The organism is Anderseniella sp. Alg231-50 (assembly GCF_900149695.1).
In the GTDB taxonomy this organism is placed as follows: Bacteria; Pseudomonadota; Alphaproteobacteria; order Rhizobiales; family Aestuariivirgaceae; genus Anderseniella.
Genome location: NZ_LT703004.1, coordinates 490,469 through 514,614, shown reverse-complemented (window position 1 = coordinate 514,614; position 24,146 = coordinate 490,469). Strand labels below are relative to the sequence as shown.

24 protein-coding genes are annotated in these 24,146 nt (G+C 57.3%); 8 read left to right on the top strand and 16 right to left on the bottom strand.

Annotation, left to right across the window (positions count from 1 at the left end; translation table 11 throughout):
• Positions 1 to 54 precede the first annotated feature (54 nt).
• Positions 55 to 912, top strand: coding sequence for a LysR substrate-binding domain-containing protein (locus DHN55_RS15100; protein ID WP_108882296.1), 858 nt, complete (start codon positions 55 to 57; stop codon positions 910 to 912).
• A gap of 49 nt (positions 913 to 961) precedes the next feature.
• Here DHN55_RS15100 and DHN55_RS15095 read toward each other — a convergent pair whose 3' ends face one another.
• The 4 genes from DHN55_RS15095 to DHN55_RS15080 all read right to left on the bottom strand — a co-directional run bounded on the left by DHN55_RS15095 (position 962) and on the right by DHN55_RS15080 (position 4,589).
• A complete protein-coding gene (locus DHN55_RS15095; RefSeq protein WP_108882295.1) occupies positions 962 to 1,639 on the bottom strand; it encodes a DUF6064 family protein in 678 nt (225 codons plus the stop codon).
• Positions 1,640 to 2,560, bottom strand: a complete 921-nt coding sequence (locus tag DHN55_RS15090) for an aldo/keto reductase (protein ID WP_108882294.1) — start codon at positions 2,558 to 2,560, stop codon at positions 1,640 to 1,642.
• 87 nt (positions 2,561 to 2,647) lie between these two features.
• Positions 2,648 to 3,811: an enolase C-terminal domain-like protein gene (locus DHN55_RS15085; RefSeq protein WP_337660364.1), complete on the bottom strand. Its 1,164-nt coding sequence runs from the start codon at positions 3,809 to 3,811 to the stop codon at positions 2,648 to 2,650.
• 55 nt (positions 3,812 to 3,866) lie between these two features.
• Positions 3,867 to 4,589: a metallophosphoesterase family protein gene (locus DHN55_RS15080; protein WP_337660363.1), complete on the bottom strand. Its 723-nt coding sequence runs from the start codon at positions 4,587 to 4,589 to the stop codon at positions 3,867 to 3,869.
• Positions 4,590 to 4,742: 153 nt separating this feature from the next.
• On the opposite strand from DHN55_RS15080, the gene DHN55_RS15075 reads away from it, so the two are divergent.
• Complete coding sequence (locus DHN55_RS15075; protein ID WP_108882291.1) at positions 4,743 to 5,633, top strand: SRPBCC family protein; 891 nt, start codon at positions 4,743 to 4,745, stop codon at positions 5,631 to 5,633.
• Positions 5,634 to 5,809: 176 nt separating this feature from the next.
• On the opposite strand, the gene gcvA is transcribed toward DHN55_RS15075, so the two are convergent.
• Entirely contained in the window at positions 5,810 to 6,760 is a 951-nt protein-coding gene (gcvA, locus tag DHN55_RS15070) for a transcriptional regulator GcvA (protein ID WP_108882290.1), read from the bottom strand.
• 539 nt (positions 6,761 to 7,299) lie between these two features.
• On the opposite strand from gcvA, the gene DHN55_RS15065 reads away from it, so the two are divergent.
• Genes DHN55_RS15065 through DHN55_RS15055 form a run of 3 tightly spaced genes read left to right on the top strand, consistent with a single transcriptional unit; the run spans position 7,300 to position 9,127 of the window.
• The gene (locus tag DHN55_RS15065; RefSeq protein WP_337660362.1) at positions 7,300 to 7,932 is read left to right on the top strand and encodes an SDR family NAD(P)-dependent oxidoreductase; all 633 of its coding nucleotides are present in this window, start codon (positions 7,300 to 7,302) and stop codon (positions 7,930 to 7,932) included.
• Positions 7,933 to 7,961: 29 nt separating this feature from the next.
• A complete protein-coding gene (locus DHN55_RS15060; protein WP_108882288.1) occupies positions 7,962 to 8,534 on the top strand; it encodes a glutathione peroxidase in 573 nt (190 codons plus the stop codon).
• A complete protein-coding gene (locus DHN55_RS15055) occupies positions 8,531 to 9,127 on the top strand; it encodes a histidine phosphatase family protein (RefSeq protein ID WP_337660361.1) in 597 nt (198 codons plus the stop codon). Before DHN55_RS15060 ends, DHN55_RS15055 begins: the two co-directional genes overlap by 4 nt.
• 235 nt (positions 9,128 to 9,362) lie before the next feature.
• Here the strand turns inward: DHN55_RS15055 and DHN55_RS15050 are convergent, their stop codons facing one another.
• Positions 9,363 to 10,139, bottom strand: coding sequence for a methyltransferase domain-containing protein (locus DHN55_RS15050; RefSeq protein ID WP_108882287.1), 777 nt, complete (start codon positions 10,137 to 10,139; stop codon positions 9,363 to 9,365).
• A 55-nt stretch (positions 10,140 to 10,194) separates the two neighbouring features.
• Positions 10,195 to 10,848, bottom strand: a complete 654-nt coding sequence (locus DHN55_RS15045; protein WP_337660360.1) for a class I SAM-dependent methyltransferase — start codon at positions 10,846 to 10,848, stop codon at positions 10,195 to 10,197.
• A gap of 157 nt (positions 10,849 to 11,005) precedes the next feature.
• Between DHN55_RS15045 and DHN55_RS15040 the strand changes: the two genes are divergently transcribed.
• On the top strand, positions 11,006 to 11,896 hold the full coding sequence (locus DHN55_RS15040) for a LysR substrate-binding domain-containing protein (protein ID WP_108882286.1): 891 nt from the start codon (positions 11,006 to 11,008) through the stop codon (positions 11,894 to 11,896).
• Here DHN55_RS15040 and DHN55_RS15035 read toward each other — a convergent pair.
• Complete coding sequence (locus tag DHN55_RS15035) at positions 11,893 to 13,065, bottom strand: cystathionine beta-lyase (protein WP_108882285.1); 1,173 nt, start codon at positions 13,063 to 13,065, stop codon at positions 11,893 to 11,895. The two genes, DHN55_RS15040 and DHN55_RS15035, sit on opposite strands and share 4 nt — an antisense overlap.
• 328 nt (positions 13,066 to 13,393) lie before the next feature.
• On the opposite strand from DHN55_RS15035, the gene DHN55_RS15030 reads away from it, so the two are divergent.
• Together DHN55_RS15030 and DHN55_RS15025 are read left to right on the top strand one after the other, a co-directional pair.
• Positions 13,394 to 13,657, top strand: a complete 264-nt coding sequence (locus DHN55_RS15030) for a c-type cytochrome (RefSeq protein WP_337660359.1) — start codon at positions 13,394 to 13,396, stop codon at positions 13,655 to 13,657.
• Positions 13,658 to 13,701: 44 nt separating this feature from the next.
• Entirely contained in the window at positions 13,702 to 14,976 is a 1,275-nt protein-coding gene (locus DHN55_RS15025; protein ID WP_337660358.1) for an NAD(P)/FAD-dependent oxidoreductase, read from the top strand.
• A 118-nt stretch (positions 14,977 to 15,094) separates the two neighbouring features.
• Here DHN55_RS15025 and DHN55_RS15020 read toward each other — a convergent pair whose 3' ends face one another.
• From DHN55_RS15020 to DHN55_RS14985, 8 genes are all read right to left on the bottom strand, one after another.
• Positions 15,095 to 17,167, bottom strand: coding sequence for a sigma 54-interacting transcriptional regulator (locus DHN55_RS15020; protein WP_108882283.1), 2,073 nt, complete (start codon positions 17,165 to 17,167; stop codon positions 15,095 to 15,097).
• Between the two features lie 134 nt (positions 17,168 to 17,301).
• Positions 17,302 to 17,778: a hypothetical protein gene (locus DHN55_RS15015; protein WP_108882282.1), complete on the bottom strand. Its 477-nt coding sequence runs from the start codon at positions 17,776 to 17,778 to the stop codon at positions 17,302 to 17,304.
• A 142-nt stretch (positions 17,779 to 17,920) separates the two neighbouring features.
• Positions 17,921 to 18,964 carry an alcohol dehydrogenase catalytic domain-containing protein gene (locus tag DHN55_RS15010; protein ID WP_108882281.1) on the bottom strand — a complete coding sequence of 348 codons (1,044 nt, stop codon included), beginning with the start codon at positions 18,962 to 18,964 and terminating at the stop codon, positions 17,921 to 17,923.
• 46 nt (positions 18,965 to 19,010) lie between these two features.
• The gene (locus DHN55_RS15005) at positions 19,011 to 20,642 is read right to left on the bottom strand and encodes a chaperonin GroEL (protein WP_108882280.1); all 1,632 of its coding nucleotides are present in this window, start codon (positions 20,640 to 20,642) and stop codon (positions 19,011 to 19,013) included.
• A 43-nt stretch (positions 20,643 to 20,685) separates the two neighbouring features.
• A complete protein-coding gene (locus DHN55_RS15000) occupies positions 20,686 to 21,537 on the bottom strand; it encodes an iron-sulfur cluster assembly protein (protein ID WP_337660357.1) in 852 nt (283 codons plus the stop codon).
• A 2-nt stretch (positions 21,538 to 21,539) separates the two neighbouring features.
• Entirely contained in the window at positions 21,540 to 22,562 is a 1,023-nt protein-coding gene (locus DHN55_RS14995) for an amidohydrolase family protein (protein ID WP_108882279.1), read from the bottom strand.
• A 98-nt stretch (positions 22,563 to 22,660) separates the two neighbouring features.
• Positions 22,661 to 23,032, bottom strand: coding sequence for an MmoB/DmpM family protein (locus tag DHN55_RS14990; protein WP_108882278.1), 372 nt, complete (start codon positions 23,030 to 23,032; stop codon positions 22,661 to 22,663).
• A 31-nt stretch (positions 23,033 to 23,063) separates the two neighbouring features.
• Positions 23,064 to 24,116: an aromatic/alkene monooxygenase hydroxylase subunit beta gene (locus DHN55_RS14985; RefSeq protein WP_108882277.1), complete on the bottom strand. Its 1,053-nt coding sequence runs from the start codon at positions 24,114 to 24,116 to the stop codon at positions 23,064 to 23,066.
• Between the last annotated feature and the right edge of the window lie 30 nt (positions 24,117 to 24,146).

The following is a 24,146-nucleotide window of genomic DNA, read 5'->3' as shown; positions in this document are numbered from 1 at the left end:
AGGAAACTAGGTGCGGCCTTGTATTAAATAAAATGAATAGTTATTATAGAAGGCATGAACAAAAGCGAACGTATTGGTCCAAGCAGCGAGCTTCTGCAAACCTTCGTGGTCATCGCAGAGTGCGGAAATTTGACAAAGGCTGCAGATATTCTGGGCCGAACTCAATCAGCCATAAGTGTTCAGGTTCGCAAACTGGAAGACAACCTGTCGACGCGGCTTTTCGAGCGCCACGCGCGAGGTATGGAACTCACCGAACATGGCAGGAAACTGGAACCGATCGCCCGTGGTTTAGTTTCGGAAATACACAGTTTGGGCGGTCTGTTTGAACCGCCCCTGAAAGGGCGGTTGCGCGTTGGCATCCCGGATGATTACGCAGATACCATATTGGAAAGGGCGCTCGTGGCGTTCGCCACGCGCCATCCCGGCGTGGAGGTTGTCGCACAATCAGGCTGCACATCGGGCTTCGAAGCAGCGGTTCGTTCCAACCAGCTGGATATTGCTGTCTGCTCCGGACCCGATTTGAATGCCGCCGACGTTTTTTCCAGCGAACCCAATGTATGGGTCGCACATGAAAGCCTCAAACTCGACAGGACACAGCCGGTGCCTCTTGCCATTCTCGATCGTGGTTGCTGGTGGTCGAAACTGCCTGTCGACGCGCTGGATGGTCTGGGCCGCAAGTGGAAGCCGGCCTACACGAGTGAGAGCTTTGCCAGCATCAAGGCCGCGATCCGGGCAGGCCTTGCCGTCGGAGTGTTGCCGAGATGTACTATTGAAGAGTGCATGACTGAGCTGACTGAGCATCACGGTTTTCCGTCACTGCCCGTCTCGAAGCGAGCCATATTCATTGCCCAAGACGCGCCGGCGGACTTGGCCCGGGCAATGGCCGAAGCCATTCGAGGAGCCATGCATTGAGGAAGTATTATCAAGCCCGCCTGTGGCCCTTGTGAAACTGTCAGCCATCTCACTGCGTTTGTGAAACGCGCCTGCCTGCAATAGTTGCGGCAACGGCCATTGCCCCGGACAGCGGGGCAATGAAGAACTCCGCCGATCCCAACATCCACAGCGTCAAACCGGTCAACGCGCACCATGCCAATGGCACGATCCATGCCAGCAGGGTGAGGCTTCCGTGGCTCAAAACAAGAACGGCAAGTGTGGCGACGACGCCGGGGTCGGCGGAAATGCCAATGAATTCGACACTGTCCAGTGATCGGCCCAGCGCAAGAGTTGCTGCCGGATAACCGATCAGGGCAAACAGGTACAACACCATGGCAGTCCTGCCTGCCGCCGTCCCGGTATACCTGATGTCAGGACATTTCGGGGCGGCAGCGAACCAGGCAAACAACAGCCCCTGCAGCCAGAACACGGGCGCGATGTATCCTGCAGCCAGGTTGATCGCTGCATATTGAACGAAAAAGAAGTGTGAACCGGTCCATATCCATAACAGGCCAAGCATGCTCCAGACGAGACGGTTGTTTACGCTGCCTTGCTTCAACACAAGCAGTCCAACAGTGAGCCCCAGGGCCAGGGTGGCCAGATGGGCAGGCCACAGCGTTGTGTTCAGTGGTTCGAACAGCCCGATATAGGCCTGCAGTGAAAACAGCAGCAGATCTGACAGCGAGTAGCTCGACCACTCAGCCATTCAAAGCTGCCCGACATAGTCCGCCATGCGTTTGCGCAAAGCTGCATCCGGCAATATCCCGGATGCCGCCGCCAGGTTCTCCCGGACATGTGCCACCTTGCTGGTGGCAGGAATGGCGCAAGCAACGGCCGGGTGGGAAATGACGAACTTCAGCAGGAACTGTGCCCAGCTGGACGCGCCGGTTTCCGTCGCCCAATCCGGCAGCGGGCTGGAGCTGAGCCGCTCGACCAGGTAACCGCGCTGAAACGGCCGGTTTACGATGACCGCAATTCCGCGTTCCTTCGCCAGCGGCAACAATCGCTGCTCCGCCTCACGGTCTTCCATATTGTAGGTGAGTTGAACGAAGTCGACCGGCTGCGACGCCATAATGTCTTCCAGGTCAGCGTGCCGGCGACCATGTGACGTGGTGATGCCGATATACTTTACGTCGCCTGCCGCCTTCATGGATTGCAGCAACTCAAGGTGCTCACGCCACGCGACAAGGTTGTGCACCTGAACCAGGTCAAAGCCGGGCACGCCCCAGTGACTGCGTGATGTCTCGATCTGGCGGCTGCCATTGCCCGCAGAAGACGTCCACACCTTGTCGGCAGAAAACAGGGCTCCGGGCATGCCGAGTTTTTTCAGGCCATAACCTATGGTTGCCTGCGATGAGCCGTACATGGGGGATGAATCTATCATCCGGCCGCCGCTTTCAAAAAACGCCGCCATCACGTCGCTGCTGGCATCAAGCAACTTCCGGTTGTTGCCGACATTGAAGGTGATCCAGCTGCCCAGACCGACCAGCGGCAGCATTTCGCCTGTTGAGGCCAGAGGTTTTGCGAGCGGGGTGGTGGCTGCGCGTGCGGGCATCAGGCCCGCTGCGGTTCCTGCAAAGGTGGCGGCCATCGATCCCTGCAACACGCTGCGTCGGTTGATCTGCATGGTCAGTCTCCTAACGGTAGAACGGCACTCATCATGTGTTTCATATAGATACCCTCAGATATCGACCTAATTAAAACGCGGTAAAGGTCACACGGCAAACTCGCTCAGGCCGGTCTGCCTGCTGTTTATGAAATCCCAGTCATAGCTGACCCCGAGACCCGGACCGGCCGGAATCGACACACAGCCATCGCTGTCGATGTCTTCGAGCTGGTCGCCATAACCACATGTATAGATGGGCGGTTGCATCGAATTGAACATGCCCGGCCCAACCAGTCCCATCTCATAGTAATAGGTGTTGACGATTGCCGAGAGACAGTGCCGGTGCATGGGACCGGCGGTATGGATCTGCACATCGATGCCCAGAGCCTCGGCAAAGCCCGCGATCTTCATGGTGCCGGTTATGCCGCCATCCAGTTCCGGGTCGATGTGGACGATGTCGGTGCCGCCCGCGATCAGGAAGTCCGCCTTTTGCTCAAATCCCCTGATGTGTTCCGACACCAGAAGTGGTGTCGTGATGAAGTCGCGCAGTTTTTTCTGTCCGAACGCGCTTGAAGAGGCATCCCGATAAGGATCTTCATACCAGAAGAACTTCAGGTCGTCGCAGGCCCGGCCGACTTCGACGGCGTCAAGGAAAGTCGGCAGCGATGATGCCGGATCCGTCATCAGCCGCATACTGTCTCCGACCCGTTCGCGCACCGCCGTCATGATGGCGATTTCGCTTTTCGGTTTGCCGTCCCAGAAACCATGGATTTTGAATGCCGGATATCCCAGCTCAGCGCACTGCTGCGCAAAATCCGCATAGGCTTCTATACTGTCCAGTCCTCCCGTCAGGCTTTGGCCGGGAAACGTGCTGGCATAGGCCGGTATCCGATCCCGGTATCCGCCGAGCAACTGGGCGACGGAACAGTTGTATTTTTTCCCGGCAAGGTCCCACAGCGCCCCGTCTATTGCTGCAATACCGGCACGGTCAAAGTGACGGAATGCATTTTTCAGGTCTTCGAATATTTTGCCCCGGTGTTCGGCATTCCGCCCGATCAGCATAGGGGCCATCTGGCTGACCTGCGCGCATGTCATGGCATTGGCCATGTAGTGGGGCGCGAACTCGCCGCGCAACCCGTCATCGGTTTCGATCACCGTGACGAATTTTGTGACCGGCAAATTGCCGTTTTTGACATAGGTCATGATGTTGGCGCCGAAATTCTCAAGCTCGTAAGAAAACGCATGAACGGCGACGCGGCTGATGGTACTCACGGATTTTTCCTCCAGAACAAAGTGTTGGAATGTTCGTTGCCGGTCAGTTGACCGGTCATTTGGCCAGCAGGCCATCGGGAATTTGCGCCCGCCCGGTTTCGATAAAGCAGGCCCTGTCTTCGCGGCCTGATTTGCGCGCGGCGGCAGCCGCCAGGTCCCAGCGATACGTCACCGCGATATGATCGACGTTCCAGCCCGATGCTGACCTGGTAAGTATGGCGTAGCGGGCGTGTGGACTGCCTGCTTCCACCGTGTGCAATACCGGTTCGTCATTCCAGTAGGCCGGTAGCCCGACGCTGCCTGGGTTCATGACCAACTGGCCGTTCGGCAGCCACACCGAGCGCGGAACATGCTTGTGCGCGCACACAACGACATCGTTTTCAACACCGCCCAGCCGCTGCCTGATTTCTTCGACGTCGGCAATTTCAACCCGTCCAGGTGTTATTTTTTCGATCAGTTCCGAGGTGTCGCTGGCCGGGGTGCCGTGACAACAGAAAACCGGCCCCAGGTCGAGGGTTTTCGGTAGTCCGCTCAACCAGGTGATCTGGTCCGGGGTGAGTTGACCTTCAACATAGGTTTCATAGTTGCCGGCAATGCTCGCTATGTCATGATCCATCAATTGCGCGAGCGTTCCGCCAGGGTCCATATCCGCATCCGCGCTGTCACCGAGATTGACAATATCTGCATCTGCAATACCGCGCTGCCGGATGTCATCCAGAACGGTTGTCAGAGCCCAGCTGTTTCCGTGAGTGTCCGCAATAACCGCAAGTTTGTTCATGGCCATCATTTAGCAGAGCTGCCGCGTGCCGCCAATACAACCGGCGACACCTTGCCGATCGGGCCGGTCATTGCCCATGACATTGGAGGTAATTGATACCATGCAGCATGACTGAAATCCTTTCGGCAAACTCCGACCAGGAAAGGATTTGATATGTCTACAACCACCACAGCCAGGACTTTCATAGGGCTGAACGCTGCGTTCTCTGCACTCACCGGACTGGAGCTGATCATTTTCCCCTTCGCCGTCGCGCATCTGATGTTCTCAGATCCTGCAGGCTGGACAACTCTGGCGCTGAGGCTGCTTGGCGTGGGCCTGGTCCTGTTTGCGCTGGACCTGTTGCTGATGGCCACAAACCGCTTTGTGACGAAAGGCGAGGTGATGCTGATCATATTGGCAGACATCGGTTGGTTGATCGCCAGCGCTGCACTTGTTCTTCTGACCGGATATCTGTTCTCAGACGCAGGCCTGCTCATGATCGGCATTGTCGCTGCTTTCGTAGCCGTCTTTGCAGCCGGCCAGTATGTCGGTGCCGGCAGGATTGTCGCCCCGCAAAGCCGGGTCAGCATTCGCTCGAAAAATGGAAAACTAAGTGCCAGCGTCAGGCGGGTGGTTGCCGCGCCGGCCGAGACGGCCTGGGAGGTCATGACAGATCATCCAGGTTATGCTGATGTCGCCGGCAATATTTCAAAAGTCGAGGTGCTTGCAGGCGAGGGCATCGGCATGACGCGCCGCTGCTTCGGCCCGAAGGGCGAAAACTGGACAGAAACCTGCAATCAATTTCAAGAAGGCCGGTCATACGGTTTCAGGATCCACACGGAAGCGCCTGATTATCCGTATCCGATTTCCGATCTCCAGGGCCGCTGGTCAGTTGAGCCCAAAGGGCCCGGGTCAGAATTCTCAATAGACATTGAGGCAAAACCGAAGGGCGGTTTTCTTTCCCGTGCGCTGTTTGCCTCGGTGGCCAGGCGCCAGTTCAAATCCATACTGGTTGACCTGGCCGACGCATGGGCAAAACGGATGGAGCATGAAGCACGGACTTGAGCTGCAGACGCCTGGCAACCGGTGCGGGTACGTTTGTCACCGCACCGGATGCCGGTTCACATGCCGGTTTGTGATGTCCAGCATATAATGGCGACCAACCGGAACCGGGTTTGTTTTATATTGTTGGGATAACCCTTGAGTTCATTGAGACAATACCGGCAATTTGCTCGTCGCGGTCAATTGTCCGGCGGCAGGTGTTCTGCCGACGCCATTTCCTGATCGTAACGCTGCTGCGAGCGGGCGGCTTCAGCCTGGATCCAGTCGCGGAATGCGGCGATCCGGGGGCGCGATTGAGCGCCTTCCGGGCAGACCAGATAGTAGGCCGCGTCGGCTGGGAAGTGCACGTCGAACAGGCGCACCAGGCCGGCCGCTTCCAGACTGCCGTCCACATGCGCGCTGCGCACCAGCGCTACGCCCTGGCCAGCGATTGCTGCCTGCAGGGCCATATTCGAGTTGGGAAAGCGCGGGCCGTGGTCGATTGGCAGACCCGGCACACCGGCAGCTGCGAGCCAGGTGTCCCAGTTCGAGCTCATCACTTCGTCGTGGCGCAGCAGCAGGGGGAACCGTACCAGGTCGGCAGGGTTTGCCGGCATGCCGAGGCGCTTCACCAATTGCACGCTGCAGACCGGGAAGACATACTCACGGAGCAACAAGGTGCTGTGCAGCCCGGGATAGACGCCGTGGCCAAGCCGGATTCCCAGATCGACATCGTCCACCGCGAAATCGACGAACTGGTCCATCGTAGAGATCCACACATCAATCCCGTCATGGCGTTCCCGGAAGTCGCTGAGGCGGGGCACCAGCCAGGTTAGTGCGAATGATTCCAGCGTACTGATCTTGAGGGCGCCGCGTGCATCTTCGATGCGCAGGTTTTCCAGGGTCGCCGACAGTCGTGCAAAGAAGTCCCGCGCCACCGGCACCAGCGCCGCACCGCTTTTGGTCAGGGCGAGGGGACGGGCATCCCGTGCAAACAACTCAAGGCCCCAGAGTGCCTCGAGATGACGGATCTGATGACTAATCGCACTCTGGGTCACGTTCAGCTCGGCTGCAGCACGGGTGAAGCTGCCGTGACGAGCGGCGGCTTCGAGCGCTCGCAGCGCCGCAAGCGGTGGCAAATGATCGGGCATAACAACATGAGTATTAACTCATGTTATTCATGAGGACAATTCCTTTGGAAAAACTGATTGGCAGTGCGAAATTATCGATCCGTACATGAAGGAAATTCATGAAATCAATGATTGATATGGAGATGGAGCAACAATGGACCCTCGGATCGGTCGACGCGTTGTCCGGGACCGCTGGGGTGAACCGATTGCCCCTCTGCCGCCGGATCCTGAGAGCCCGAAACCCAAACCCTGGCTCCGGCGTATTATCGGCTGGCTTGTGGCGCGATTCACGAGACGGAACAGGCATGAAGAGTAGGGGCTGGGCCTGGTAACCCCCGAATTGTTCGTGACAGACGGGACCAAACAGATCTGGACGATGCCTGGTCACACCGTATGGAACTCAGGGTTAGGGCGTGGCCCTAATCCGGAACACCTTTCGAGCCGTAATGTTACAGCAACACAATGCTGTAAGGGCCGAAACAACGATGCCGTCTGTTCAGAATTTCCCGACCGGGTTTCGCGCCGTTGTCTTTGGATCAAGTGGCGGAATTGGCCGGGAGATGTTTGACATCCTTGAGACTGAGCCTGCATGCGGTAGCGTTACCGGTTATTCCAGATCGACGGTTCCGGGTTTCGACCTGGAAGACGAAGCATCGATTGAGCGGGCTGCAACAGCCATGGCCGACACAGGCCCGGTCCATCTGATTGTTGACGCTACAGGCCTGTTGCACGATGCGCAGATGCAACCGGAAAAATCGATCTCCGCTGTCGACCCGCAAACTATTGCCCGCTCGTTTGCCGTCAATGCCACCGGGCCCTTGTTGCTGTTGAAACACTTTCATCATCTTATGCCGCGTCATGAGCGCAGTGTGTTCGCTACAATTTCAGCGCGTGTCGGCAGCATCAAGGACAACCGGCTTGGCGGCTGGTACGGCTACCGGGGGTCAAAGGCGGCGCTGAACATGTTTCTCAAAACGGCCTCTATCGAGATAGCCCGCAAGCGGCCACATGCAGTCTGCCTCGCTCTGCATCCCGGAACAGTCGAAACGCGGCTGTCTGCACCATTTGCCGGTGACAGGGCCCTGCTTTCGGCAAATGTAGCTGCCAGACTGTTGCTTGACGTGATCGACAAGGCCGACAGCGACGCCACCGGCTCATTCCTCGCTTATGACGGCCAGGAGATTGACTGGTGATATGTCTGTCCTGACCTGAACGGGAGTTCATGATGAATTTAAATCGCAGATTGATTGCCGCCGGCTTCATTGCCTGCGCCGTTTGCCTTCCCGGCTTCGAACTGAAGGCGGACAAGATGTCCGGGTTTCAATTCAGCTTCGATGGCTTTGACGGCAACCCCTTGCCATTGAACAGGTTTCGCGACCGTGTCGTGCTCGTGGTGAATACGGCAAGTGAATGCGGCTATACCGGTCAGTATGCGGGGCTTGAGAAACTGTGGCAGGACTACAAGGGCAAGGGGTTGACGGTCGTCGGTGTCCCGTCAAACAATTTCGGTGGCCAGGAGCCGCTCAAGGGCGAGCAGATCAAACACTTTTGCACATTGAACTACGGCGTGACATTCCCGCTGGCTGATCGCACTGACGTGGTGGGGCGCACCGCTCATCCGTTCTACAAGTGGGCGATTGAGCAGGCCGGAGAAAAAGCCCGGCCACGCTGGAATTTCCATAAGATCCTGATGGGCCGCAATGGCGACATTACCTCGACATTTGCGACTGCCGTGGAACCGACAAGCACAGAAGTTCGCGCCGCAATTGACAAGGCACTGGGAGCAGGTTCTTGAGCACTGCCTGCCGGGCTGCAGTTCTCAGGGTAATCTTGCTTGCAGTTTTTACCTCGCTGCTTGTCCCTGCGCTTCCAGCTTCAGCCGGACAGGCAGGTGCAGGTTGGGACGCACTGAAGAACGGCTCAGCCTTCGTGATCATGCGCCATGCGCTGGCACCGGGAACCGGCGATCCTGAAAACTTCGACGTGGATGACTGCAGCACGCAGAGGAACCTGTCGGACAAGGGCAGGCAGCAGGCACTCAGGACCGGCGAGCTGTTTCAAAGCAACGGGATCGCCAGCGCCGAAGTCTGGACAAGCGCCTGGTGCAGATGCTTTGAAACCGCGAAATTACTCGCTCTGGGCCAGGTTCGGACGCTTGAACCGCTTAATTCGTTCTTTCGCCGGCGCGACAGGCGCGATGCGCAAACTGCAGCACTGAAAAACTGGCTGCAGGCACGGCCAGACGGCAACCCGCTGGTTCTGGTAACACATCAGGTCAACATCACCGCCCTGACGGGCATCTATCCCAAGTCGGGTGAAATGATCTTTGTCGAGATGGGCGCAAACAATTCGTTGCGCGTTATTGATCGCGCAGGAATTATAGAGTGATTTCTGTGGAGCGGCCCTAAACTTGCTCCGGACCGGGTTCGTCTTGCGGCTTAGGCTCGGGGGAAAATCTGCTACGATTCATTCGGTTCACTCCGCAATTGACTTTACGACAAACTTGATTTTGCGGAGTGTCACCCGCGGTGAATCCCAAGTCAACCAGCATAACCGTCTGTCTGGAAAAGTGCAGCGTCGCTTCGGATTCGGTAAACTCCGGAATACACCGCTCTTTGTAAAATCAACACTGGTTGTCCGGCTTGACGCCACAACACGCAAGGCTCAGTTGCCGGAACAGACCCCGGCAATTTGGCGATACGCTTGTCACATCCTGAAGAGCGGCACGATGAAGCCAGTTTTCAGCGTCAGCGGGCGAGACCATGTGAGTTCTCCACAGAAAGTGGATCCACAAGCCTGGCAGGGTACGGCGCGTGATGCAGGCAAAAACCAGGCCGCCTGGACGGGCAACGCGGACCATCTCGCTCAGGGCTGCAACCGGATCTGGAAGGTGCTCCAGAATGTGCCCGGCCATGACAATGTCGAAACTGTTGTTGGCGTAGGGAAGCCGTTGGACGTCAGCCTGGCGCAGTGCCACGTTAAGGCCGATTTTTCGCAGTCTTTCACCGGCTTTGCTGAGCATGACAGGGGAGATGTCGACCGCATCAATTTCCACGGGCACGGCGCATGCCCCCGCCAGGGCTTCCGACAGGGCACCTGTCCCGGTTCCACAGTCCAGCGCCCTCAAATGCTGCGATGATCGAGCTGCCGGCCAATGTGCAAGCGCCTGTTTGAGCAGGGCTCGGTAGGCGGGCATATAGTCCAGCCGGTCGATTATCTTGTGCCACCCGGCAGCGGCGAGATCGTAGTTGGCGACAAGGTTGGCTGCGTCATAGGGCTGGCGCTGCAGCGACAGGTGCCAGGACCCGAGCCGGCGGGCGAATACAGGTATTCTGCCGCCGTTGTCGGTATCGCCGCCTGCAGGTGCGCTGGACGAGGTGGAACGGGTAGGGGTGAGCATGAGCGGCCTGCTGGCGTCTTGGGATGATTATGGTGTCCGGCAACGAGTACTTGTTTCAAACCGGTTTTCTGGCCACGACAAATACGCTCGTGCCCTTGCCCGGGGTCCACTCCTGCTCAATGACGAAGCCCTGGTTCCTGATGCTGGCGACCAGTTCCTGTGTCGTGAATACCCGCAGCAGCGGCAATACGCCAAGCGCGTGTCCCAGCGGGCCGATCAGTTTGAAGAAACTCATCGTATTGCCGAGGCAGACGGTGCTGGACACAAAGACACCGCCGGGTTTCAGCATCTTGTGAACCTTGGCGATGGCCAGGTCCCGGTCAGCCAGCAGGTGAAGGATGCTCAGGCCCAGCACCATGTCGAAGCTGCTGTCAGGCGCAGTGAAGTCGTCGATGGCGGCGCGGGCGAACGCGACATTGCGTATACCGGCTGCCTGGGCCTTTTGTTCAGCAATCTCCAGCATCCTCGCAGATATGTCGATTGCCAGGATACGGTCGACCAGCGGTGCATGTTTAAGCGCGGTGGTGCCCGTGCCGCAACCAAACTCCAGCAGCGTCATGTCCGGTCGCAGGTAGTCTTGCGTGATCTGCAGCTTTTTCTGATAAGCCGCTTCATCCTTGACCGGTTGCCGCGCATAGCGGTCGGCGATTTTATCCCAGAAACGCGAAGATGGTGGTGTCATGGCAGGTGTGTAATCCGTTGAGGTCATGGTGCAGTTCCTAAACTCAGATAATGATTTTCCCGTGTCGGCTCCGGTTTGCCCACTACTAACCGGATCGGAGACGGCGCGATGTTGGGTATCTAAGTAGCTCTGCAAATTCGAATGGTGAATTGACTAAATTCGAATATGCTATATGCGAAATTGCATGGATTGGCGTTCTGTAAAATTCGACTGGAACCGCGCACGCGCGTTCCTGGTAACCGCTGAAGAAGGATCGCTTTCGGCTGCAGCCAGGGCACTGGGCATGGCGCAACCGACGCTGGGCCGGCAGGTCAGGGCATTCGAGGAGGAAGTCGGGGTCCTGCTCTTCGAGCGGATTGGCAACGGCCTGAAGCTGACCACCAGCGGTCTCGAACTGGTCGAGCATGTCCGGGTCATGGGCGAGGCCGCAGGCCGTGTCTCCCTGACCGCCTCGGGCCAGTCGCAGCAGGTGGAAGGCCCGGTATGCATAACCGCAACCGAGGTCGCAGCAGCATATATTCTTCCGCCGATCGTGGCGAAGTTGCGTGCGGCTGAGCCGGGCATCACGGTAGAGGTCGTTGCAACCAACAATGTAAGTGACCTGCGGCGCCGTGAAGCCGACATCGCCATTCGCTCCGGCAGGCCGACCGATCCGGACCTGATTGCGCGCATGCTGCGCAGCAACACGGCCAGCCTGTATGCCTCTGAAAACTATCTTGAGCGGATCGGGAATCCGCAAACCAGCGAGGAACTGTTGCAGGGCGAGTTCATGGGGTTTGAACAACAGCAGCAGTATATTGACGGGTTGAACCAGCTGGGTTTGAAAGTGACGTCGCAAAACTTCCCCGTCATATGCAACAATCACATCGTCCAGTGGCAGATGGTCAAGCAGGGCATCGGTATCGGTGTGATGATTTCACAGGTCGGTGACGCAGAACCCGGTGTACGATTGGCGGCACCGTGGCTTCCGGCGTTCGAGATCGAGGTCTGGCTTGTGGCGCACCGGGAACTCAATACCAGCCGGCGCGTGCGGCTTGTTTTCGATTTCCTGGCCGGAGAACTGGAAAGCCTTTAGTTGGCGCCTGTCTGGTCCAGGACATCCGTGATCGCGTCCTGCAGATCACCGATCAAATCTGATTCCTGTTCCAACCCCACATTCAGCCGCACCAACCGGCCGCCATAATCCTTGCCGGGCCTGTCGAGATCCGGATAGACGACTGCCAGGCTGGTCACGCCGCCCCAACTTAGGCCGATCCTGAATATTTTCAGGCTGTTGATAATCGCTTCAACCTGGGCAGGCGATACATCGTCCTTGAACATGAAAGAGAAGACGCTGGCAGAGCCGGTGAAGTCCCTTTTCCAGCTGTCGTGACCGGGACAGGAGGCAAGCGCTGGATGAAAAACTGTCTCAATGCTCGGGTGTTCAGCCAGCCAGTTGGCAACGGTAAGTGTTGATTTCTCCAGCTGATCAAGCCGCACGGCCAGTGTCTGCAGCCCACGCAGGGCGAGGCTGCAGTCATCGGGAGAAACCGCCAGGCCCAGTTGCCGGTAGATGGGCCCCAACGTCTGGTAGGCCGCCTCATCACGTACCGAGACCGAGCCGAGAAGTATATCGCTGTGGCCGCCGACATATTTTGTAAGCGCCTGCATGCTGACGTCCACGCCATGGGCAAACGCGTCAAACAGCACGCCGGCGGCATAGGTGTTATCCAGCGCGACCGCAACACCGCTTTCATGCGCGGCTTCGACAATGGTCGGGATGTCCTGGACCTCCATGGTCACCGATCCCGGGCTTTCGCACCAGATCAGCGTTGTATTGTCCTTTATCAGGTCTCTTATTCCGCCGCCGATCAGCGGGTCATAGGGTTCGACCGTGACCCCAAATCCGCGCAGCAGGCCGTCTGCCATTTCGCGGTTGGGACCATATGCCGATACCGGAATTAACGCGTGGCTGCCTGCCTTGCAGAACGCCAGGTAGACAAGCGCAATCGCGGCCTGTCCGCCGGGGACAATGAAAGTGTGGCGTGCGTTTTCCAGATCGGCAATTCGCGCGGCAAGTTCCAGGGTGGTCGGCGTGCCGTACAAGCCATAGGTATAGCCGTTCTCGGCCTGTTGCCAGTCATCGGACACCGCGCCCTGATTATCGAACACGACCGTGGAGCCCCGGTAGACGGGCGTGGCGAGGGATTTGTAATCCCGTCGTGCGCGCGGCGCGGGATTTAACAGCTTTGTTCGCCAGTCCATTGTTGAGGCTCCCTGTTGAGACATGTGTACCGAGCGTCGATCCGATTGTTTTCAAGTGGATTTCCGCTGTGGTGTCAACACCGCCTGTCTGTTTGGGACCTGCGTTGTCATTCAGATCATTCACGCGTAACCTTTGTGCCGACATAGCTGTGGCCTCTGTTGAAATATGCCGGACCACCGCTGCAGGTACGTTTATCCTGGAGCCTGGTCAGAAATCCCTGAGACTTGACGTGACAGAAGTTTTGCCACACTGTCACATAGATAAATATGAATATGTATGGTGGGTGAATTTATGCGCATTGCGTCTGCGGCCGTCAGTTGTATCAGCATGATGGGGGCAGCATTCGCGGAGGGTGACCCCGAATATGGGCAATACCTTTCGTCCGAATGCGTGACGTGCCATCAGTCTTCCGTCACCGGGACGATACCCGCAATCGCCGGCATGAATGAGGATGGTTTCATCGCACTGATGAAGCTCTATCGATCCAAGCAACTCAACAATCCAACGATGCAAACTGTCGCCATGCGGCTGTCTGATGAAGACATTGCAGCACTGGCTGCTTATTTTTCAGCGCTCAAAGCTCCTGACTAGGAGCGCAGGTCAAATCAACAATCAGGAAATCTGGGAGGATGAAAATGGCTATCGTAGACAGACGAAAATTTACCACCGGTCTGCTTGGAGTGGGTGCTGTGTCCGCCGGTTTGAGTTTGCCGGCTTATGCCCAGGGCAAAAAACCCCGCGTTGTTGTGATTGGAGGAGGGGCCGGTGGTGCGACCGCTGCGCGTTACATTGCCAAGGACTCCAAAGGCGCAATTGACGTTACGCTGATTGAGCCGACAAGGAAGTACTACACCTGTTTCTTTTCCAACCTGTATCTGGGTGGTTTGCGTGACTATGACTCCATTGGTCACACCTATGACGGACTGGCTTCCGGTCACGGCGTAAACGTCATTCATGACTGGGCGGTTTCCGTCGATGGTTCTGCGAAGACGGTGGAACTGGGCTCCGGCGCAAAGGTGGCCTATGACCGGCTTGTGGTTTCGCCCGGCATCGACATGAAATATGACTCCGTTCCCGGTTACTCGATAGACGGACAGGATACCATGCCGCATGCCTGGAAGTCCGGAACCCAGGTGGCGTTGCTGAAATCGCAGGTTGAAAACATGCGCGAAGGCGGTACCTTCGTCATGGTGCCGCCACCCAACCCGTTCCGTTGCCCGCCCGGGCCGTACGAGCGCATCTCGATGATTGCGCATGTGTTGTCGAAGAAAAATCCGACTGCAAAAATTATCGTTCTGGATCCGAAGGAGAAATTCTCCAAGCAGGGCCTGTTTGAGGAAGGTTGGCAGAAGCACTACCCCGATATGATCGAATGGATTCCCGCTTCGGTTTCCGGCGGTGTGAAGAACATCAATATGGATACGATGGAAATCGAAACCGATATTGACACCTTCAAGGCTGATGCGGCCTCGGTCGTGCCGGCTCAAAAGGCTGGCGCAATTTGCGACCGTGCAGGCATAACCGATGGTGACTGGTGCCCGATTGTGCCGTCAACCATGCAAACCAAGGCGGATGAGAACATTCATGTGCTGGGCGATGCATCCGTCGCATCGGCAATGCCGAAGTCAGGCTTCTCCGCAAACAGCCAGGCCAAGGTAGCGGCCATGGCAATCCGCGGCGCTCTGACCGGTTCCAAGGTGTTTGATCCGCGTTTTGCAAACACCTGCTGGAGCCTGATTGACGCCAATGACGGCGTGAAGGTCGGGGCCAACTACAAGGCCGGAGCGGAGAAGATTGAAGTCGCCGACAAGTTCATTTCCAAGACCGGCGAAGACGAGGCGCTGCGCAAGGCGACCTACGAAGAATCTGAATCCTGGTACACTGCCATATCAGCGGACATGTTCAGCTAGCCCTTGCACCGGTTGGTGATTGTTGACCGTTAAATGCCGGGCCGCCCGTTCCTCGTGACCGGGCGGCCCGTCGCTTTCCTGTCGTGTCGGTCCGGCGGCGAGCAGGAGGTCGGGCGGTTCAGTTGTAGCTCTTCTTGAGATCGAACTGTTGCATCTTGCGGTACAGCGTGCTGCGGGCAATGCCGACCTGTTTGGCTGCAAGGGTCAGGTTGCCGCCATTGGATTCAATTGCAGCCTTGATCATCAGGCATTCCATTGAGGCCAGATCACTGCCGCCAGGTGACGGGTCAGGTGAATCCACGCCGCCCGGGCGATCCGGTTCTCCAGCGGCAATGCCGGCATTCAACACATCAGACGCATCGACAAATCCGGCCGGCGATGTCAGGTGCAGGCTCTCGACCAGATTGCGCAGTTCGCGCACATTGCCGGGCCAGCGATAGCGATTCAGCACCTCCATGGCAGGCTCTGAGAACTCCAGCGGCGGTTCATCCAGGTCCTTTGCAATCTGGTGCCTGAAATAATCCAGCAAGATAGCGGCGTCATCCCCACGCTCTCGCAATGGGGGAACAGCAATTTTGATGGCGCCGACGCGATAGTACAAATCCCTGCGGAACCGGCCTGCCTCGACTTCCTGCAAGAGGTCGCGATTGGTCAGGGCTACCACCCGCACATCAACGCGGCGGGGTTTGTTGTCCCCAACTCTGTAGATGACATTTTCTTCAAGCGCCCTAAGCAGGAACGGTTGTATGTCCAGCGGCAGTTCGCCGATTTCATCAAGGCACAACACCCCACCGCTCGCCTGCTCGAACTTGCCCTGCTTGCCGTCGCGCAGGGCGCCTGTAAAAGCGCCGGGCACATGTCCGAACAATTCACTGGCAATCAGTTCCTTGGTGATGGCACCGCAGTTCACCGTTACAAAGGGTGTCTTCGGCGATACTGCAGTGCGCGCATGAAACAGCTGGCCGAACAGTTCCTTGCCGACACCGGTCTCGCCTTCGATCAGAACCGATCCCTTGCCGGCAGCAACCCGGTCAATCAGGTCAATGACCCGTCTGACCTCGGGAGACTCTCCCAGGATGACCGGCAATGGAACACCGGTCTTTTCAATGGGCGTCAGTTTTCCGTCCGGTTTGCCGGGCAGCACCGGTGATAGTCTGGCCGTCGACGCCCGCTGGTTCTTGTAGACCAGGACCGTGCCGGCTATTGCACCATTCAGCCGCAACTGCCTGATGATCTGCGGCGTGACACTGAGCGTCAGCGAATCTGCGACATCTGCCTCTGTCATGTTCGGCCGTGGCTTAAACAGGACATCGCCCACATTGACTGCCGAGCGCACTGAACCACACACATTCAAGGCGGACATGTTCTTGTGGCAGACCACTTTGCCGGCACGGTCGAGAAGCACCAATCCGTCTTCCTGATTGTGGCTTGGCGCGTTGTCGAGAAATGTCTCCATCAGCCGCAGGCGTTCTCCCGCACCACGCTGAAACAGGTTCTGCTCAATCTGACGCGCTGCGATTACCGGCACAGTCATGTTGTGACGCTGGAAGATTTTTGTCGGGCCGGACAGATCGACCACCCCGAGTACACTGCCGTCAAACGGGTCGAATATCGGCGCTGCGGCGCATGTCCAGCCTTTGACGTCCTGGCAGTAATGTTCCGCTGCATGGATCAGCATCGGCTTGCCGGTCTGCAACGCCGTACCGATACCATTGGTGCCGGCCACTTCTTCATTCCAGCGCCCGCCGACTTCCAGATGAATGTCACGGCCAGCTTCCAGGACCCGATTGTCTCCATAGTTTTCGAGAATGACGCCGTCGCGGTCCGTCAGGATGATCATCGCTGCCGTACAGTCGAGCAGGTTCTTCATGATCGACATGGAGTCTGCGGCGGCCTTGATCAGTTCATGATTGTTTTCATGCAAGTGATGCAGGTAGTCATCGTCATTGCGCACGACAGCCCCGGTGCCGCGGGCATCGATGCCAACCGATTTGCAGCGCATCCATGAGTCCTTCACCACGGAACGCACACCCGGACAGTCCTGTTTGTCGGTGTCCGTCAGGAACGACTCCCAGGCGGTCATGATCTGGTTTTCGCTGTAGTTCAGCTTGCCGGTTCCGGCTATCAGAGACAGCGCTTCCTCGGTGTCGGATGTCACCGGGTTGTCGGGAATAGTCGGCTTATTGATCATGGGCTTGCCGATCTCCGAGCGTTGGCCGTGCGCCTGACAGTTCCCTTGTCTTTGTTACCGAGGTACTCATGACAACCTTCTTTACAGTTCCAGCAGCCGTCCGCTCCTGACTGCAGCCAGGTCCGTGCAACGGGTTATTTCAACCCCAATGCCTGCCCGATTTTCTCAACCAGATCGTCTTCGGAAAAATCCCCGTCAATGATCTGATGATCAAAGTCACTCAGCAAATTGCTGATTTCATCTTCCAGCGGCGAATAGAAATTGTTCTCCCGGGTAGCGAGGAAGAATTCATTGCGATCTTCGAACCGGCGCACCTCGCCAATATGATGCTGCTGTTTGTGGGTCTCGCCATCAACGACGACAACTCTTCCGTTAAGGCTGATGCGCACATAAGGCGGATGGTCTACTGACGGTGCCGCGGCGGCACCGAAATGATGGATCACCAGCCCATCAGGCTTGGGAGGTTCGGGCTTGTGCTGGTTTGCAGAATAGGCGCCGCCGGAAATGTGATCTGCCAGTGCCCTGATTGTAGAGTGGTTTTCCGACAGAAGTCGTCTGGGATCAGCGTGCTCGCGGCGCGGGCCATCCTTTTTCGAAATGATTGTAACCAACTGTGGTCCTCCCCGTTACTGACTGAGCGGTAAACCTGGGCACGATCCAACGTTTTCCAATGGCGCAATTCTGATCAGTTCCTGCCATGCAACGCTGATATTATGCACTTTATATCATTTTTTGACATTTTTATGCTGAAATTTAAGGCACCAGCACCCCGCGCCCGGCAAACCGCCGGTTTTTGAAGTCATCAATCGCAACATTTATGTCATCCAGCTTGTACTCGGTGTAGTGCATTCTCACTTTGCCATCGGCATGCAGCTCCATCAGCTCAACCAGCTCGGTAAAGTTGCCGACAAGGCTGCCGCCGATGTTTATTTCCTGCACGACAAGGTCGACCGTTGGCACTTCAACGGCGCCGCCATAGCCAATGACGAACATCTGCCCGCCCTGGCACATCATTTTCCAGCAGACATTTTCGACGCCAAGCTCGCCGACAAAATCCAGGACAACCTGCGCCCCGCCACCGGTGATTTCGTGAACCTGTTCGACAACGTCCGGTCCGCCGTCCAGCACAAAGTCTGCGCCGAGTTCCTTGGCCAGAGCCTGCGCGGCCGGTTCACGGTCCACGGCAATCGTCCTGCAGCCGGAGATTGCCTGCAGGGATTGCAGTGCTATGTGGCCAAGCCCGCCAATACCGACCATGACGCAGTAAGCCCCCGGCCGCAGCAGGGCGGCCGCACGCCTCGCTGCCCGGTATGCAGTAATGCCGGCATCGGCCATGGGCGCGACTTCCAGCGGGGTCACATTGGGGTTGAGCTTGATCAGGGCACGCTCATTGGTAATGAAATAATCGGCAAATCCGCCATCAAGCCCCAGGCCGGGAAACAGGGAATCGCTGCAATGCATGTCATGCCCGTACCGGCAGTTGAGACAGATACCGCACGAACGGTGCGGATGGCAGATGACAGCATCGCCCGGTTTGACCGATGTGACCCCCGAGCCGACGTCTTCGACCCATCCGGCGTTCTCGTGCCCCATTATGTAGGGCAGCAAGGAGCCTTCCGTGTCCATGATGTTCTTCCACACACCTTCAATGATATGGAGATCCGTGCGGCACAGCCCGGCAGCGCCGACCTTGACGATCACGTCGTCCGGCCGGTTGATAGTCGGCGGTTTCACCTCTTCCAGCGCCAGTTGAACATTCATCGCTGGGTCATAATCGTGGAGCAGTGCAGCTTTCATGGAACGTTCCTCACTTCTTGGTCCTGTTCTGTGTCCGGCAGTTGGTTCATGCCCGTCCGAGGTTTTCAGCACCTCCGCCGAGCGCGGCACCCGCGGTGGGATCTTCATCTTCGCCAAGGTCCCCGATCAGGGTTTCCGTTGTCAGGATCAAAGTGGCGACGGAGGCCGCGTTGTTCAGGGCGCTATAGGTCACCCGGACCGGGTCTATGATTCCGGCATCGTACATGTTGACGAACTCGTCGATGGAAGCGTCATAGCCATAGCCGCTGTTCTTCCGCGTCACTTCCTCGACGATGCCGCCACTTTCGCGACCCGCATTGCGGGCAATCTGGGTGAGGGGCTGAAACAGGGTTTCCCGCACAATTTCGACGCCGCGGGCGACGTCCCCCTTGCTCTGGGCGGCAACTTCATCAAGGGCTGATGCGCAGTGGATCAGCGCCGAACCGCCGCCTGAAACCACGCCTTCTTCATGGGCGGCACGCACTGCACTAAGTGCATCGTCGATCAGCTGGACTGTTCGTTTCTGCTCAACGGGCGTAACGCCGCCGGCATAGATTATGGCGGTGCCGCCGGACAGTTTGGCCAGCCGTTCGCGCAGCTTGTCCTGTTCTATGTTTGGCGGGGCAAGTTCATACTGGCGCTGTACCTGATTGCGCCTGGCCGCGATCACTTCGGGTTTTCCCTTGCCACGGATGATGACCGTTTCGGATGCTGAAACGCGTACCTGCTCGCATTTGCCCAGGTCATCCCGGGTGATGTCTTCCAGCCGCTTGCCGAGATCCCGGGCCAGGACCCTGCCGTCCAGCAATATGGCAAGGTCATCCAGCATGGCCGTGCGCCATTGACCATACTCGGGCGGGTGAACAACCACATACTGCCCGGGGCTTCCGTCTTCCAGCAACACCTGAACAGTTTCCGGCTGGATCTCTTCCGCAATGATCAGCAGTGGCTGATTATCCTGTTTCGCAATGGCTCTTGCGGTGTCCAGTTGCTCGGGAGACCTGATCTTCTGGTCGGTTATCACGACGTAGGGGTTGTCGAGGACCGCCAGCATCTGCTCGACATCGGTGACCATGTGATGTGACACATATCCACGCTCGAAGGACATGCCTTCGATGATCGACAGAACCGTGTCGATGGTGACCCCGTAATCGGTGGTGATGACGCCGTCAGCACCAACGGTGTTGAACGCCTTGGCCACCAGCGATCCAAGTTTGTCATCAGTCGCGGCGATCTGCGCGACGCGTTCCAGAACGTCCGGATCGGTTACGCTGCGCGAAGAAGATTTCAGCTTGTCGACAAGTACCGCGATGGCCATGTCAATGCCTTTGCACAGGTCTACGGGCCGACCGCCTTCCTCCAGGGCTTTCACACCTTTCTGGATCAGCGAGTCCGCCAGAACGATGGCCGTCGTCGTACCGTCACCGGCAACTTCATTGGTTTGCATCGACACTTCACGCACCACCTGGGCGCCCATGTTTTCAAACCGGTCGAAGAGTTCGACCTCGGAAGCGATACTGACGCCGTCGCGCGAGATGATCGGAGTGCCGATCGGTCGGTCAATCATCGCATTCATGCCCTTGGGACCAAGCGTCGGCGTGACCGCCGCGGCCAGTTTGCCCACGCCTGCGGCAAGTGCCTGGCGCGCCTTGTTGTTATGCAGAAGCAGCTTTGACATGTCGTTCTCCCGTTACTCACTGTTGTTGGCCACCTGAATGGCGTTAATCCGATGTAGTCTGCCGGGTATTGTTGTTTTGTCCGCCGGATGCTGCCGGCGGTACTTTGTCCAGTATGAAGTCAAGCAGCGTCGGTTCGCCGTCGTGCGGTTCCAGTTCCTTGTACCGGGCGTTCAACAGGCCCCGGCACAGGGCGCCGTTGAATTCCATATTGATGCGAACCGACCTGAGATCCTTCAGATGGTCGTCCAGGCCGGCTGCGGCCAATGGCGAACCGCCATAGTCGGTGAACACACGGTCATCGGGGGCAGGCGCGTATCCAAGCTCTCCGGCAAGTGCCAGGTAGCGCGGTTTCTGCTTCGCCGCTTCATCTTCGTCAAACCGGAATGCCGCAAGTTGTTCCAGCGTCATTGCGGTAATCCGGCTGTCGCTCCAGCCGATTTTTCGCAATGCCAGCAGCAGGATTTCCTGACGCCGCTGAAAGGCCTTTTCACGAAATTTCTCGCGAATTTCATCGAGCCCCTGATCGGGAGCAAGATCGGCAAAGGTTTTCTGAAACGACAGGCCGGTGTTTACGCCGGTGTTCACCTGTTCTGAAAACATGTGGTCTTCAAGCTGCACGCTTGCGTGTGAAACCCAGTCCAGTTGCTCGACTTGCACCCGGATATCGTTGGCCATGAGAAAGGCGAAGTTGGCCGAACACCAGTAGGTCGGGAGCCGGAAACTGACGGTCACGTGATCATCACCGTCAATTTCCACCCGCTCGATGAAGTGCATGTCGGTTACCGGTTCATCAAGTTCCGGGTCGCACACCTTTTCGATCTGCGCCCACACGGTGCGCACTTTCGGATCTTCCAGATCGACCTCGAATACCCGGGTTTCCTGTTGCTTGCTCACGGTTATTCAGCCGCGATCATGACAGGCGATGAAGCCAGCGTCGCCTTCCGCTGCTCCACATCGATATTGTAGAGTTCGGCGGCATTCAGACCGAGAATCTTCTCCTTGATTTCCGGTGTCAGGTCCACGCCGGCCTGTTGCTTGATGTCCTCGGGCAGCTCAAACGCCCACAGTTTTTCAACCAGCCATTGCGGTGTCCAAATGGCGTAATCCGATCCGAACAGGATATTGTCCTCGCCGACCCAGAACAGCAGTTCTGAAATGATCTCCGCGAAGTAGCGCGGGCGGCTGTGAATGAATGGCAATGCCACCGCCAGCCCGGCATACACATTGGTCTCCTGAACGGCTATCCAGCAGAAGTCGTCAAGCCGGGGCAGTCCGCAGTGTTCAATAATCCAGTTGAGGTTCTGGAAGTCAGTTGCGGCGTAATCGACATCGTGAACGTCGAAGGCATCCTTGTTCAGCGGGATGATGGTCGGGCCCTTGTGCACATGCATATTGCGAATGCCGAGTTTTTCGCACAGCTCGAAGCATTTGTAGGCCTTGGGATCATTGAGCGCCCAGCCCTTCGACTTTCCGTTCCATTCCGCCGTGTAGAGTTTGACGCCCTGAATGTCGAACGTCTCTTTCATGTAATGAATGTACTCAAGCGCCTTGTTCCCGTCGCGAGGATCAAATGCACCGTTTACGATGAAGCGGTCGGGATATTTTTCGGCCACTTTCGCGTTGCGCTCGATGGTGTTGAAACCGTTCTTGTAAAAGTCCCGCAAATATGTGGACTGCACGATCGCCACGTCATCCGGTCCGTTGATAAACAGATCGTTGTAAAGCTGGTTTTCGGTGTACTTTTCGAACTGCGATTTTTCCCAGATTTCTTCGGGAGGGCTGAGCGCGGAGTGATAGGCATAGAAGCAGTCGATGAACTGCTTGCCGTGAATGTTCGACTGATTTTGCGGACTGCCATCCCAGAAGTGCGTATGGCCGTCGACAACAAAAATCTCTTTGCCTTCGGGTGTCTTGTACATGAGAGTGATCCTTCAAATAGAAACTTGCGTAACTGACGGTGGCGGGAATGCGCGCAACGCACGCCCGGACGGACGGGCGCGTGCTGCAGGTAGTCCGCTCATTCGATGTAGGAGCGCATTGCTTCCATGTCGCCGAACAGAATGATGGTGTCGTCATCCACCCGGACCATCCGGCCGTAGTGGGTTGAAGAATTGACCTCAAACGTTTCGGCGGTCATTTCCTTGCCGAGAAACTCCGAAATTTCGGACATCTTGAAAACCAGCTGGCCTTCACCGTCGATGCGGATCAGCGCCGGCTGGTAGGTGACCGTGACATCCGGGTCCTGGTCCTTGTATTCCGCAATGGCGCGCGCCTCGACAGAGTCACTCATGGTCACGCCACACTGATGAGAGATCGTGTCCTCGAATTTGATGTGCTTCATATCCTTGAAGATATTCTGCCGCGTGGCGTCTCTTGCTACTGTAGACATGGTGCTTGTTCCTGTTGGTAATTGTTGGGGTTTAGAGACCGAGCTCGCCTTTGATCTTGCCGAAGCGTTCTCTTGCGGCTTCCTGGACGTCGGAGAATGAAATCGGTTTGGAGTGCGGTTGCGACCAGACAGGTTGCAGGCCGGTTGCTGCCTTGTCGGCCAGCGCCTCGTACTTCTTGAGCCATCCGGAAAACAGCTTCTTGTTGTGCGCGGCATGCACTTCATCCCTGATCAGAAGGTCCATCAGGTCGATCGTGTTGGCCAGGTTGCGTTCATAGTCGGCTTCTGCCGCAGAGATCACCGGCGGTGTGATGGAGTCGCCGTTGGCAGCCGCGACCTGGACCATGAAACCGGAGCGGAACAATTCACCCACCAGCGGCTCAAACACCACATTGATGGCGAAGTACTGTTCCAGGTAATCTTCCGCACCCATGATGGTTTCGATGAACTCACGGGTTCCCTGCCACATGGAATCTTCCAGCCAGGTTTTCTTGCCGGCGCTGTCATCCCAGCCGTCTATGTCCAGACCGATCTCGGCCAGGTACAGGGTAATGTCCTGCGCCAGGCGCAGTTTGTAGGACGAGTTGGTCAACGTCGCATTGTTGATCATCTGGGTGTAGCCGTAGCGCTGCGCCTGCATCAGCGATGTGCCAAGCCCGAATTCGGCGTGTTTCCACGCTCCGAGCTGGTTTTGCAGGACCTTGCACCAGGTTTTGTCGAACTTGCGATGCACGCCGAACTTGCGGGCGTTCGAGATGACGCCCTGGATCAGGCTCTCGATCTTTGACTGGCGCTGATAGTGGGTGCGTTCCCATTCCTGGTCCGGCGCCCGGAAAGCATGCCAGTTTGAACTTAGCGCCTTGGTGGCCGACTTGTCGTAAGCGCCCTCGCCATTGGGAAACGCAATGATCCAGTCCTGGATCAGGTAACGTTCGGGATCCGGTTGTACGTCAACCGTCATGTCCTCATAGTGTGAGGCACGCTTGCCGCGAGGGTCGAAGTAACGGTACTTGCGACTGTCTGAATCGGCGAAGACAGCGGCACCTGCGGCGCCGGATCCAACTGAGCTTGATGTTGCAGGCATTTTGATCTCCCTTGGGTTACGGTTTCGTTT

Bases quoted from the DNA above. Each gene is read 5' to 3' on its own strand.
- DHN55_RS15010 (WP_108882281.1), bottom strand. From the start codon at position 18,964: ATGAAAGCTGCACTGCTCCACGATTATGACCCAGCGATGAATGTTCAA.
- DHN55_RS15075 (WP_108882291.1), top strand. From the start codon at position 4,743: ATGTCTACAACCACCACAGCCAGGACTTTCATAGGGCTGAACGCTGCG.
- DHN55_RS14985 (WP_108882277.1), bottom strand. From the start codon at position 24,116: ATGCCTGCAACATCAAGCTCAGTTGGATCCGGCGCCGCAGGTGCCGCT.
- DHN55_RS15060 (WP_108882288.1), top strand. From the start codon at position 7,962: ATGATGAATTTAAATCGCAGATTGATTGCCGCCGGCTTCATTGCCTGC.
- DHN55_RS15040 (WP_108882286.1), top strand. From the start codon at position 11,006: ATGGATTGGCGTTCTGTAAAATTCGACTGGAACCGCGCACGCGCGTTC.
- DHN55_RS15090 (WP_108882294.1), bottom strand. From the start codon at position 2,560: ATGCAGATCAACCGACGCAGCGTGTTGCAGGGATCGATGGCCGCCACC.
- gcvA (WP_108882290.1), bottom strand. From the start codon at position 6,760: ATGCCCGATCATTTGCCACCGCTTGCGGCGCTGCGAGCGCTCGAAGCC.
- DHN55_RS15095 (WP_108882295.1), bottom strand. From the start codon at position 1,639: ATGGCTGAGTGGTCGAGCTACTCGCTGTCAGATCTGCTGCTGTTTTCA.
- DHN55_RS15030 (WP_337660359.1), top strand. From the start codon at position 13,394: ATGATGGGGGCAGCATTCGCGGAGGGTGACCCCGAATATGGGCAATAC.
- DHN55_RS14995 (WP_108882279.1), bottom strand. From the start codon at position 22,562: ATGTACAAGACACCCGAAGGCAAAGAGATTTTTGTTGTCGACGGCCAT.
- DHN55_RS15050 (WP_108882287.1), bottom strand. From the start codon at position 10,139: ATGCTCACCCCTACCCGTTCCACCTCGTCCAGCGCACCTGCAGGCGGC.
- DHN55_RS15035 (WP_108882285.1), bottom strand. From the start codon at position 13,065: ATGGACTGGCGAACAAAGCTGTTAAATCCCGCGCCGCGCGCACGACGG.
- DHN55_RS15100 (WP_108882296.1), top strand. From the start codon at position 55: ATGAACAAAAGCGAACGTATTGGTCCAAGCAGCGAGCTTCTGCAAACC.
- DHN55_RS15045 (WP_337660360.1), bottom strand. From the start codon at position 10,848: ATGACCTCAACGGATTACACACCTGCCATGACACCACCATCTTCGCGT.
- DHN55_RS15005 (WP_108882280.1), bottom strand. From the start codon at position 20,642: ATGTCAAAGCTGCTTCTGCATAACAACAAGGCGCGCCAGGCACTTGCC.
- DHN55_RS15020 (WP_108882283.1), bottom strand. From the start codon at position 17,167: ATGATCAATAAGCCGACTATTCCCGACAACCCGGTGACATCCGACACC.
- DHN55_RS15065 (WP_337660362.1), top strand. From the start codon at position 7,300: ATGTTTGACATCCTTGAGACTGAGCCTGCATGCGGTAGCGTTACCGGT.
- DHN55_RS15080 (WP_337660363.1), bottom strand. From the start codon at position 4,589: ATGAACAAACTTGCGGTTATTGCGGACACTCACGGAAACAGCTGGGCT.
- DHN55_RS14990 (WP_108882278.1), bottom strand. From the start codon at position 23,032: ATGTCTACAGTAGCAAGAGACGCCACGCGGCAGAATATCTTCAAGGAT.
- DHN55_RS15025 (WP_337660358.1), top strand. From the start codon at position 13,702: ATGGCTATCGTAGACAGACGAAAATTTACCACCGGTCTGCTTGGAGTG.